At 72.1% G+C, this 11,842-nt stretch carries 9 protein-coding genes and 1 rRNA gene; 5 read left to right on the top strand and 5 right to left on the bottom strand.

The genetic code is table 11. The features are described from left to right. Window positions 1-76 (top strand): 5S ribosomal RNA (gene rrf, locus ACFC1T_RS37375); the annotation flags it as partial. Between the two features lie 63 nt (window positions 77-139). Here the strand turns inward: rrf and ACFC1T_RS37370 are convergent. Further along, entirely contained in the window at window positions 140-601 is a 462-nt protein-coding gene (locus tag ACFC1T_RS37370) for a GNAT family N-acetyltransferase (protein WP_375896984.1), read from the bottom strand. A gap of 99 nt (window positions 602-700) precedes the next feature. Beyond that, on the bottom strand, window positions 701-1,492 hold the full coding sequence (locus tag ACFC1T_RS37365) for a VOC family protein (RefSeq protein ID WP_375896981.1): 792 nt from the start codon (window positions 1,490-1,492) through the stop codon (window positions 701-703). A 188-nt stretch (window positions 1,493-1,680) separates the two neighbouring features. Between ACFC1T_RS37365 and ACFC1T_RS37360 the strand changes: the two genes are divergently transcribed. The 3 genes from ACFC1T_RS37360 to ACFC1T_RS37350 all read left to right on the top strand — a co-directional run bounded on the left by ACFC1T_RS37360 (window position 1,681) and on the right by ACFC1T_RS37350 (window position 6,692). Further along, on the top strand, window positions 1,681-3,915 hold the full coding sequence (locus ACFC1T_RS37360; protein ID WP_375896978.1) for an ATP-dependent RecD-like DNA helicase: 2,235 nt from the start codon (window positions 1,681-1,683) through the stop codon (window positions 3,913-3,915). Between the two features lie 225 nt (window positions 3,916-4,140). Further along, window positions 4,141-5,430, top strand: coding sequence for a citrate synthase (locus ACFC1T_RS37355; protein WP_375896975.1), 1,290 nt, complete (start codon window positions 4,141-4,143; stop codon window positions 5,428-5,430). A gap of 542 nt (window positions 5,431-5,972) precedes the next feature. Beyond that, the gene (locus ACFC1T_RS37350) at window positions 5,973-6,692 is read left to right on the top strand and encodes an SDR family NAD(P)-dependent oxidoreductase (protein WP_375896972.1); all 720 of its coding nucleotides are present in this window, start codon (window positions 5,973-5,975) and stop codon (window positions 6,690-6,692) included. Window positions 6,693-6,775: 83 nt separating this feature from the next. Here ACFC1T_RS37350 and ACFC1T_RS37345 read toward each other — a convergent pair whose 3' ends face one another. The 3 genes from ACFC1T_RS37345 to ACFC1T_RS37335 form a co-directional block, all read right to left on the bottom strand. Next, the gene (locus tag ACFC1T_RS37345) at window positions 6,776-9,100 is read right to left on the bottom strand and encodes a heavy metal translocating P-type ATPase (RefSeq protein ID WP_375896969.1); all 2,325 of its coding nucleotides are present in this window, start codon (window positions 9,098-9,100) and stop codon (window positions 6,776-6,778) included. Between the two features lie 62 nt (window positions 9,101-9,162). Then, window positions 9,163-9,381 (bottom strand): heavy-metal-associated domain-containing protein, encoded by a 219-nt coding sequence (locus tag ACFC1T_RS37340; protein ID WP_375896966.1) that lies wholly within the window; start codon window positions 9,379-9,381, stop codon window positions 9,163-9,165. 101 nt (window positions 9,382-9,482) lie between these two features. Beyond that, window positions 9,483-10,424 (bottom strand): PrsW family intramembrane metalloprotease, encoded by a 942-nt coding sequence (locus ACFC1T_RS37335; protein ID WP_375896963.1) that lies wholly within the window; start codon window positions 10,422-10,424, stop codon window positions 9,483-9,485. Between the two features lie 177 nt (window positions 10,425-10,601). Between ACFC1T_RS37335 and ACFC1T_RS37330 the strand changes: the two genes are divergently transcribed. Next, entirely contained in the window at window positions 10,602-11,771 is a 1,170-nt protein-coding gene (locus ACFC1T_RS37330; RefSeq protein WP_375896961.1) for a PP2C family protein-serine/threonine phosphatase, read from the top strand. The last annotated feature ends 71 nt before the right edge of the window (window positions 11,772-11,842 follow it).

The following is an 11,842-nucleotide window of genomic DNA, read 5'->3' as shown; positions in this document are numbered from 1 at the left end:
GAACCCGGAAGCTAAGCCTCACAGCGCCGATGGTACTGCAGGGGGGACCCTGTGGGAGAGTAGGACGCCGCCGAACAATCATTCAGAGAAGGCCCGCCCGGGTGACCGGGTGGGCCTTTTCGCATTTCCGGGGAAGATGTCAGAGCTGCCGCTTGAATCCGAGGTGCGAGGCCGTGAAGCCGAGTCGCTCGTAGAACCGGTGCGCGTCCGTGCGGGTCGCGTCCGAGGTGAGTTGGACGAGGTCGGCGCCGAGTTCGCGGGAGCGCTCGACGGCCCACTCGATCAACTCGGTGCCGAGTCCGCTGCCGCGTTCGTCGGCGTGGATGCGGACGCCCTCGATGATCGTGCGGGTGCCGCCGGCCCGGGAGAGGCCCGGGATCACCGTGAGCTGGAGGGTGCCGACGACGCGGCCGGCGCGTTCGGCGACGACCAGGTGCTGGTGCGGATCGCGGTCGATACGGGTGAAGGCGGTGCGGTAGGGGGTGAGGTCGTCGGGGCTCTCGCGGGTGGCGCCCAGCGGGTCGTCCGCGAGCATGGCCACGATCGCCGGCAGATCGCCTTCGCCGGCCCGTCGGATCGTCAGAACAGCCGTTTCAGTCATGATCAGAGGATAAGGAGGGCCGAGGGGGTCGGCGGACCCTGTCTACGCCCGTAGCGTGCCTCCAGGGCCCGCTGTGGCCCACCACGGTCCGATGCCGGGTCACTCCCCGGGCCCGGCACTGGTGATGACGGCGAAGACGGCTCCGTGCCGGTCCAGCAGCTGGGCGAGCCGGCCGACCCCGTGGAGGTCCGTCGCCGGGATCCGGACCTTCGCGCCGAGCCGGTCGGCGATGGCGAGGCAGGCGTCCACGTTGGGGACCTCGAAGTAGGGGAGCCAGTGCGAGCGGGTGCCGCGGGCGGTGTGCTCGGGGCTGAGCTGGAGGATGCCGCCGTGGGCGTCGTCGGTGCCGCCGCCGGACGGGGTGAGCACGGTGTAGAACGCCTCGCCGAGCGGGACGTCCTGTTCCTGCCAGTCGAAGACCGTGCGGTAGAAGGCCTTGGCCCGTTCCGCGTCGACGCTGTAGCACTCGGCCCAGCAGAGGCTGACCTGGTCGTTGACGACGTCCAGGCCGCGGGTGTCGTGCGGCTGCCAGACCGCGAAGTCGGCGCCGGTCGGGTCGGTGTAGCCGGCCATCCGGCCCGCGGTGAAGACGTCGAAGGGGGTGAACCGGATGCGGCCGCCCGCCTGTTCGACCAGGTCGGTGGTGCGGTCGGCGTCCTCGGTGGTGAAGTAGAGGGTCCAGCCGGGGAGCGCGCCCTCCTCGGCGAGCGGGCCGAGGGCGGCGACGGTGCGGCCGTCGAGCTGGAAGAAGCCGTAGCCGCCGGCTTCGGGGCCGGCCGAGTCGAAGGTCCAGCCGAACAGCGCGGAGTAGAAGTCGACGGAGGCCCGGGTGTCGGGGCTGCTCAGGTCGAGCCAGTTCGGGGAGCCGGGGCGGAAGTCGGTGTTGAGCATGGCGGCACTGCTCCTCGGACGGGTCCCGTGCGGGCGCGGGCGCGGTCGACGACCCCCTGGACCCTTTCAGCCTGGCACCTCGGTCGGGGCCGTGCACGGCAGGCCCGGCGGGCGGTCCGGACCTGTCCGCGCCGGGCGGTACGGTGCGTAACGGAATGGTCCACCCGTACCGGTCGAAGGGGGCTCCGGTGGGCAAGCAGGCGCAGTCGGGGCAGGAGGTGCCCCGCCAGCTCGCGCAGGTCGAGGGCGTGCTGGAGCGGATCACCTACGCCAATGAGGAGACCGGCTACACGGTGGCCCGGGTGGACACCGGCCGGGGCGGGAACGACCTGCTGACGGTGGTGGGCGCGCTGCTGGGGGCGCAGGTCGGGGAGTCGTTGCGGCTGCACGGGCGGTGGGGCTCGCACCCGCAGTACGGGCGGCAGTTCACGGTGGAGAACTACACCACGGTGCTGCCCGCGACCGTCCAGGGCATCCAGCGGTACCTGGGCTCGGGGCTGATCAAGGGGATCGGGCCGCGGTTCGCCGAGCGGATCGTCGAGCGCTTCGGGGTGGACACCCTGGAGGTGATCGAGAACGAACCGGGCCGGCTGATCGAGGTGCCGGGGCTGGGGCCCAAGCGCACCAAGAAGATCGCCGCGGCCTGGGAGGAGCAGAAGGCCATCAAGGAGGTGATGGTCTTCCTCCAGGGGGTCGGGGTGTCGACCTCGCTGGCGGTGCGGATCTACAAGCAGTACGGGGACGCCTCGATCGGGGTGGTGCGCAACGAGCCGTACAAGCTGGCCTCGGACGTCTGGGGCATCGGCTTCCTGACGGCGGACCGGATCGCCCAGGCGGTGGGCATTCCGCACGACAGTCCGGAGCGGGTGAAGGCGGGCCTGCAGTACGCGCTGTCGCAGAGCACCGACCAGGGGCACTGCTACCTGCCGGAGGAGCGGCTGATCGCGGACGGCGTGAAGCTGTTGCAGGTGGACGTGGGGCTGGTGATCGACTGCCTGGCAGAGCTGGTCGCGGCCGAGGGGGTGGTGCGCGAGGCGGTGCCGGGGGAGGCGGGCGAGCCGATCACCGCGGTGTACCTGGTGCCGTTCCACCGGGCGGAGATCTCGCTGGCCAACCAGCTGCTGCGGCTGCTGCGTTCGGACTCCGACCGGATGCCGTGGTCGGCGGAGGTGGACTGGCCGGTGGCGCTGGAGTGGCTGGCCCGGCGGACCGGGGCGGCGCTGGCGCCGGAGCAGGAGCAGTCGGTGCGGCTGGCGCTGACCGAGAAGGTCGCGGTGCTGACGGGTGGTCCGGGCTGCGGCAAGTCGTTCACGGTGAAGTCGATCGTGACGATGGCGCTGGCCAAGCGGGCGAAGGTGGTGCTGGCGGCGCCGACCGGGCGGGCGGCCAAGCGGCTGGCGGAGCTGACCGGGGCGGAGGCCTCGACGGTGCACCGGCTGCTGGAGCTCAAGCCGGGCGGTGACGCCGCGTACGACCGGGACTGGCCGCTGGACGCCGACCTGGTGGTGGTGGACGAGGCCTCGATGCTGGACCTGATCCTGGCGAACAAGCTGGTCAAGGCGGTGCCGCCGGGCGCCCACCTGCTGTTCGTGGGGGACGTGGACCAGCTGCCCTCGGTGGGGGCCGGTGAGGTGCTGCGGGATCTGCTGGCCGAGGACGGGCCGATCCCCTCGGTGCGGCTGACCCGGATCTTCCGGCAGGCGCAGCAGTCGGGCGTGGTGACCAACGCGCACCGGATCAACGAGGGGAAGCCGCCGTTGACGGAGGGTCTGGCGGACTTCTTCCTGTTCGTGGAGGACGACACCGAGCGGGCGGCCGGTCTGACGGTGGACGTGGTGGCCCGCCGGATCCCGCAGAAGTTCGGCTACGACCCGCGCCGGGACGTCCAGGTGCTGGCGCCGATGCACCGGGGCCCGGCGGGGGCGGGGAACCTGAACACCCTGTTGCAGGGGGCGGTGACGCCGGCCCGGGAGGGTCTGGCGGAGCGGCGTTTCGGCGGGCGGACCTTCCGGGTGGGGGACAAGGTCACCCAGATCCGCAACAACTACGACAAGGGGCGGAACGGGGTCTTCAACGGCACAGTGGGAGTGGTGACCGCCCTCAGCGTGGACGACCAGCGGTTGACGGTGCTCACCGACGAGGACGAGGAGGTGCCGTACGACTTCGACGAGCTGGACGAGCTGGCCCACGCCTACGCGGTGACGATCCACCGCTCGCAGGGAAGTGAATACCCGGTGGTGGTGATTCCGGTCACCATGTCCGCTTGGACGATGCTCCAGCGAAACCTGCTCTACACGGCTGTGACCAGGGCGAGGAAACTCGTCGTGCTGGTCGGGTCACGGAAGGCGATCGCGCAGGCTGTGAGGGCCGTCAGTGCAGGTCGGCGGCACGCCGCGCTGGATCATCGACTTGCTTCTGGATGATTATCCAACAGGATGGTTGCCTCTAATGTTCTCTTGACGTGAAGAGATTTACGGCAGAGCCTAGGGTGGTGCCGATCTTGTCCGGTTCGTACCGGCAGGGGCAGCAGGTTTTGTAGGGGCGGGCCCTTCCGGGCCACCCCGGGTGCGCGACTGTCCTCCGGATGGGGGATCGTGGAGTCAGTCAGGGCACCTTGGAAGAGGATTCATTTCGTCGGTGAGGAAGACGTGAGCGACAACTCGGTAGTACTGCGGTACCAGGACGGCGAGTACGAGTACCCCGTCGTCGAGAGCACTGCGGGCAACTCCGGCTTCGACATCTCGAAGCTGCTCCCGCAGACCGGCCTGGTCACCCTGGACAACGGCTTCGGTAACACCGCCGCGTACAAGTCCGCGATCACCTTCGTGGACGGCGACAACGGCATCCTGCGGTACCGCGGCTACCCGATCGAGCAGCTCGCCTCGCAGGGCGGCTTCATCGAGACCGCGTACCTCCTGATCAACGGTGAGCTGCCCAACGCGGCCCAGCTGGCGGAGTTCAACCGCGAGATCACCCAGCACACGCTGCTGCACGAGGACGTCAAGCGCTTCTTCCAGGGCTTCCCGCGGGACGCCCACCCGATGGCCATGCTGTCCTCGGTGGTCGGCGCGCTCTCCACGTTCTACCCGGAGAGCCACAACCCGTTCGACGCGGCCCAGCGCCACCTGTCGACCGTCCGCCTGCTGGCCAAGCTGCCGACGATCGCCGCGTACGCGTACAAGAAGGCGATGGGCCAGCCCTTCGTCTACCCGCGCAACGACCTGAGCTACGTCGAGAACCTCCTGCGGATGACCTTCGCCGTCCCCGCCGAGGACTACGAGCTCAACCCGGTCATCGTCAACGCCCTGGACAAGCTGCTCATCCTGCACGCGGACCACGAGCAGAACTGCTCCACCTCCACCGTGCGCCTGGTCGGCTCCAGCCACGCCAACCTGTTCGCCTCGATCTCGGCGGGCATCTCGGCGCTGTGGGGCCCGCTGCACGGCGGTGCCAACCAGGCCGTCCTGGAGATGCTGGAGAGCATCCAGAAGGACGGCGGCGACGTCGACGCGTTCATCACGAAGGTGAAGAACAAGGAAGCCGGCGTCAAGCTGATGGGCTTCGGCCACCGCGTCTACAAGGCCTTCGACCCGCGCGCCGCGCAGGTCAAGCTGCTGGCGCACGAGGTCCTCGGCCAGCTCGGCAAGAGCGACGAGCTGCTGGAGATCGCGCTCAAGCTGGAGGAGCACGCCCTCAAGGACGACTTCTTCATCTCGCGCAAGCTGTACCCGAACGTGGACTTCTACACGGGTCTGATCTACCGCGCCATGGGCTTCCCGACCAGCATGTTCACCGTGCTGTTCGCCCTCGGCCGGCTGCCGGGCTGGATCGCCCACTGGCACGAGATGATCAACGACCCGACCAGCCGGATCGGCCGCCCGCGCCAGATCTACACCGGCACCGCGATCCGCGACTACGTCGAGCTCGAACAGCGCTGACGTCGCACCGCACCGAAAGGGGCCCGGCCGCTGCTGAGCGGCCGGGCCCCTTCGCGTCCCCGCCCGCGGACCCGGAAGGCCCGCGGACGGGGACGGAACCGTACGGCGCACGACTCCGGGGCCGGCCGCGACCGGGGACGGCCGCTCAAAGCGTCCCTGGCCCGCCACAACCCCGGCGCCGTGCGCGAAGGCCGTCGAGGATTCGACGACCGTTCCCGGGGCCCGCCGGAGCCCCGTCGGCGACAGCCCGCCGGAAGTGCGGGGACACATTGCCGTTGATCGTGCCCCGCCCAGCGGAAAAACTGCCGCACTACCAACCTAAGACGTATCAGGGTGCGAGAAGTTACGCCCGGGGGGTGTGAGCTGCCTCTCGCCACGCTCCGTAGGCGCCTCGTACCGCGCCCATATCACACCTTCCCTCGCGCACGACGTCACCCTCCCCGCAGTCACGGCAACCGAGCGTGATAGGAATCGTGGCATTCCGGTACGGACCGTCGCGCCCCCTCGTCGCGCGACGGCGGAACTGGGGAGGGAGTGCGCAGATGGCCAGGAACGTCGTCGTCACCGGCGGTGGCACGGGAATCGGGTACGAAGTCGCGCGGCGGTTCGCCGAGGCGGGTGAGCACGTGGTGATCGTCGGTCGGCGCCGGGCCGTCCTGGAGAAGGCCGCGATCGACCTCGGGCCGAACGTCACCCCGCTGGTGTGCGACCTCGCCGACCCGGACGCCGTGGAGGCCGCGCTGGCGGAACTGCCCGAGCGGATCGACGTGCTGGTGAACAACGCCGGCAGCCGGGAGACCGTGGTCGGCGGCGGGCCGCACGCCCTGCTGGCCCGCTGGCGCGGCGACTTCGAGCGCAACGTGCTGACCGTGGTGCTGCTCACCGAGTCGATCCGGGACCGGCTCACCCCGGGCTCCGGCCGGGTCGTCACCATCAGCTCCATCGCCGCCCTGCGCGGGGCCGGCTCCTACGGTGCGGCGAAGGCCTCGCTGCACGCCTGGAACCACTTCCTGGCCGCGCAGTTGGGCACCTCGGGGATCACCGCCAACATCGTCGCGCCGGGCACGGTGGCCGGCACCGAGTTCTTCGGGCCGCGGCTGGACGAGCCCGAGGTGGCCCGCCGGGCGGCGCGCACGCTGCTCGGCCGGATCGGCGAGACCGGGGAGGTCGCGGCGGCGGTCACCTTCCTCGCCTCGCCCGAGGCCGGGTTCATCACCGGCGAGATCCTGCACTGCAACGGCGGGGAACTGCTGGGGCGTTGAGGCGTCGAGGCGCTGCGGCGTCGGTGCGTGACGAGGGGCCCGGACCGGGGACGGTCCGGGCCCCTCGGGCCGTCCGGCCGGGCTCAGGCGGCCCGGAAGCGGCGCAGCCGGAGGCTGTTGCCGACCACGAAGAGCGAGGAGAAGGCCATCGCGGCCCCGGCGATCATCGGGTTCAGCAGTCCGGCGGCGGCCAGCGGGATCGCCGCGACGTTGTAGCCGAAGGCCCAGCAGAGGTTGCCCCGGATGGTGGCGAGGGTCCGGCGGCCGAGCCGGACGGCGTCGGCGGCGGCGCGCAGGTCGCCGCGGACCAGGGTGAGGTCGCCGGCCTCGATCGCGGCGTCGGTGCCGGTGCCCATCGCCAGGCCCAGGTCGGCCTGGGCGAGCGCGGCCGCGTCGTTGACGCCGTCGCCGACCATCGCCACGACCCGGCCCTCGGCCTGGAGGCGGCGGACCGTCGCCACCTTGTCCTCGGGCAGCACCTCGGCGATGACGTCCCGCGGTGCGACGCCGAGCTCGGCGGCCACCGCCTCGGCCACCGTGCGGTTGTCGCCGGTCAGCAGCACCGGGGTCAGGCCCAGGGCGCGCAGCCGGGCGACGGCCTCGACGCTGGTCGGCCGGAGCGCGTCCGCCACCTCCAGGACGGCCCGGGCCCCGCCGTCCCAGCCGACCGCGACCGCGGTGCGGCCGGCCGCCTCGGCGGCGGCCACGGCGCGGGCCAGGACGGGCGGCAGGGGCTGGGCGTGGTCGGCCAGCAGGGCCGCCCGCCCGGCCGTGACCGTACGGCCGTCCACGACGCCCTGCACGCCCCGGCCGGGCAGGTTGCGGAAGTCCCGGACCGGCGGCAGTGCGCCGAGGCGGTCGGCGGCGGTGGTGGCGATGGCCCGGGCGATCGGGTGCTCGGAGGCGTGCTCCAGGGCGCCGGCCAGGCGCAGCGCCTCGGCCTCGGTGACCTCCTCGGCGGTGTGCACGGCGAGCAGGGTCATCCGGCCGGTGGTGACGGTGCCGGTCTTGTCCAGGACGACGGTGTCGACCTTGCGGGTGGTCTCCAGTACCTCGGTGCCCTTGATCAGGATGCCGAGCTGGGCGCCGCGGCCGGTGCCGACCAGCAGGGCGGTCGGGGTGGCCAGGCCCAGGGCGCACGGGCAGGCGATGATCAGCACGGCCACCGCGGAGGTGAACGCCGCGGTGGGGCTGTCGGTGGCCAGCAGCCGGCCGACCAGGGTGGCCAGGGCGATCAGGATGACCACCGGGACGAAGACCGCGGAGATCCGGTCGGCCAGGCGCTGGGCGGCGGCCTTGCCGTTCTGGGCCTCCTCGACCAGCTTGGCCATCCGGGCCAGCCGGGTGTCCGCGCCGACCCTGGTGGCCTCGACCACCAGCCGGCCGCCCGCGTTGACGGTGGCGCCCGTCACGGCGTCCCCGACGGCGACCTCGACCGGGACGGACTCGCCGGTCAGCATCGAGGCGTCCACCGCGGAACTGCCCTCGACCACCGTGCCGTCGGTGGCGACCTTCTCGCCGGGGCGGACCACGAAGCGGGTGCCGACGGTCAGCCGGTCCACCGGTAGCCGGACCTCGCGCCCGCCCCGGAGCACGGTCACGTCCTGGGCGCCGAGGTCCAGCAGGGCGTGCAGGGCCGCGCCGGCCCGGCGCTTGGCGCGGGCCTCCAGGTGGCGGCCCAGCAGGATCAGCACGGTGACGGCGGCCGCGGTCTCCAGGTAGAGGCTGGCGGCGGGGTCGGTGTCGCCGACCGTGAGCGAGAACTCGTGGTGCATGCCGGGCAGGCCGGCGTGACCCAGGAAGAGGGACCAGCAGGACCAGCCGAAGGCGGCCAGGGTGCCGAGCGAGACCAGGGTGTCCATGGTCGCGGCGCCGTGCTTGAGGTTGGTCCAGGCGGCGCGGTGGAAGGGCAGGCCGCCGTAGAGGACGACCGGGCCGGTCAGGGCGAAGGCCAGCCACTGCCAGTCGGTGAACTGCAGGGCGGGGACCATCGAGAGCAGCACCACGGGGACGCCGAGCAGGGCGCTGATCAGCAGGCGCTCGCGCAGCGGGTCGGCGGCGGGGCGCCCGGCCGGGCCGGGGCGGCCGCCGTGCGCCGGGTGCTCGCCGTGCCCGGGGTGGTCGCCGAGCGCGGGGTCGGAGCCGGGCTCGGGAGCGGCGGGGGCCGGGGGCGGGGGGAGTTCGGCGGTGTAGCCGGTCCGCTCGACGGTCCCGATCAGCTCCTCGACCGTGACGCCGGGGCCGAAGTCGACCCGGGCCTTCTCGGTGGCGTAGTTGACCGTGGCCTCGACGCCGTCCATCCGGTTGAGCTTCTTCTCGATCCGGGCGGCGCACGAGGCGCAGGTCATCCCGCCGATCGACAGCTCGACCCGGTCCCGTGCCCCGACGCCGGGGGCGGAGGTGGTCATGCGGAGGGCTCCTAGGGAGTGGTGGCGGGGGCCCGGGCGGGCCCCCGCCGTACCGGGGTGGCTCAGACCGCGGGGCCGACCAGCTCGTAGCCGGCCTCGTCGATCGCGGTGCGGACCTGCTCCTCCGCCAGCGGGGCGGTGGAGGAGACCGTCACGGTACCGGCCTGGGCGTCGGCGGCGACCTCGGTGACACCGGCCAGCGCGGACAGCTCCTCGCTGATCGCCTTCTCGCAGTGGCCGCAGCTCATGCCGGACACGGTGTAGGTGATGGTGCTGGACATCGGGGCCTCCTGGAGGTCGGTGCTGGTGCTGGATCTCCTGCTTCTCCAGCTCTTCGAACACCATACCCCTCTGGGGTATTTCTCGGAGGGGCGGGTGACGGTCAGGCCGGTACGGAGGGCTGCTGTGCCGGGATCGGCGCGGTGGGCTCGCTGCGCACCAGCAGCCTCAGCCAGAGCAGCCCTCCCAAGGAGACCACGAGCAGTCCCGCCGTGTCGTACACGGTGTACAGGTGGACCTGCTCGCTCGACGGGTTCGGCATGTAGCCCAGGTCGAACAGGGCGCGCTGGAAGTCGCTCGTGGTGGTCCGGGCGACCAGCCAGACGGCGATGCCGCTCGTGCTGTCCCACAGCGCGTGCAGCAGCGAGACGCCCAGGTAGGTGAGCAGCAGCGGGGTGGTGAGGCGGAAGCGCCCGCCGCGCCGCTCCCGGAACAGCACCCCGCCGATGATCGCCGTCCACAGGATGTGGCCGACCGGGGCGAGCACCCCGCGCAGGATCTCCGTCTCCACCAGGTCGTCCAGCGACAGCCCCTGGATGCTCAGCACCGCGTTGAACGCGTACCCGGCGCTCTCGAACGCGGCGAACCCGGCGCCGACGGTCGCGCCCAGCACCAGCCCGTGGCGCAGCCCGCTGACCCGCAGCCGGCGGCTGACCAGCACCAGGGCGGCCAGCTTGACCGCCTCCTCGATCAGGCCGACCCCCGCGTACATCCACACCGAGGGGGAGAGCAGGTACGTCTCCAGCACCGAGGCGCCCAGGACGCCGATCACCCCGCCGATGCCGAAGCAGGTGAAGATCCGGTCCGGGCCGAGGTCGGCCGCGTAGCGCTCGTACGCCCAGATCACCACCGTGGCCGGGACGAGGAAGCTGCCCAGCAGCACGATGGTCGGGACCAGGTTGCTGTTGTCGGTGAAGAAGGTGACCAGGACGGTGCAGGCCCAGAGCAGCAGGCCGGTCAGGAAGAACTTGAGCCAGTGGTGCGGCCGGGTGGCCGTCCGGGCGGGGGGTGCGGTGATGCGCGGCGTGGGTCGGTATCCGGACACCGGGCAGGGCCTCCTCTGAGTAGCCGCTTCGGTCGAACTTTATGACAAATCGGGCAATGGGGACTTATGGGGGTGGGGCGAGCGAGGTGGGCGGGGGAGGCTGGGCGGGCAGGGTGGGTGGGGTGGGCGGGGTGGGCGGGGTGGTTCGGGGTCGTGATCGTCCCTTATGTTCGGTATGTGTTTCCGATCCGCCGTGCCCAGTCGCCCTCGGCCCCCACCGCCGCCGGGCTGCCACCGGACCGGCGGCGCGGCGCCCTGAGGGTCGTCGACCTCCAGGACGTGCCGCTCCGGTGGCGGGCCGCCCCGGCGCTGCTCGCCGTCCTGCTGGTCGCACTCGCGGACCTCCTCTCCGGCAAGGACCGGTACCTCGCACCGCTGATGACCGTCGTCCCGGCCGTCGCCGCGCTCACCCTCAAGCCCGGCGAACTGCTCGCCGTCTGCGCGGTCGGGCTGGTCGCCGTCTTCGGACTCAGCCACTACGACCAGGTCGACAACATCAACGACGCCCGCTTCCTCTACGGTGCGATGGTCAGCTATCTGGTTCTGACGCTGTTCTCGGCCTGGGTCGCCAAGATCCGGATGCGGCGGGCGGCCGCCTTCGCGGCGGTCAGCTCCGTCGCCGAGGCCGCCCAGCGGGCCCTGCTGCGGCTGCCCGGGCCGGCCGTGGGGCCGCTGCGGCTCGCCGTGCGGTACGTGTCCGCGGCGGACGCCTCACGGATCGGCGGGGACCTCTACTCGGTGCTGGAGACGCCGCACGGCACCCGGGTCGCGGTCGGGGACGTCCGGGGCAAGGGGCTCGCGGCCGTCCAGACCGCGGCGGTGGTGCTCGGCGCGTTCCGCGAAGCCGCGTACGACGAAGCCGGACTACGGGGCGTCGCCTCGCGGATCGAGGCCAGCGTCGAGCGGCACGTGCCGGACGGGGAGTTCACCACGGCGCTGTTCGCCGAGTTCCGCCGGCCCGGCGAGATGGAACTGCTCCAGTACGGGCACGTCGCGCCGATCCGGGTGGACGGTGAAGGGCGGGCCCACGTACTGGACGCGCCCGACCCGTGGGTGCCGCTCGGCCTCGGGCGGCTCGCGACCGGCGAACCGGCCACCTGGGGGCAGCCGTTCGGGACGGAGGACGTCCTGGTGCTGTACACGGACGGGGTCATCGAGGCGCGGCACCGCAGGAGCGGGGAGTTCTATCCGTTGGCGGAGCGGGTCGGGCCGCTGGTGCGGGGAGCTGCGCGCTCGGCGGGGGAGTTGGAGGCGGCGGTGGGGCGGGTGTATGCGGATCTGCTGGCGCACACGGGTGGGGCGTTGCGGGATGACGCGTTGTTGTTGCTGATTACGCGGACGGACTGAGGGGGGCGCTGCGCGGGGCTGGGGTGTGGGGGTGGGCTTTCGGGAGGGTGGGTGGGTCCGGGGGCGGTTCC

The sequence above is a fragment of the Kitasatospora sp. NPDC056076 genome (genome assembly GCF_042266305.1).
GTDB lineage: Bacteria > Actinomycetota > Actinomycetes > Streptomycetales > Streptomycetaceae > Kitasatospora.
This window is presented reverse-complemented; position numbering and strand designations above follow the sequence as displayed.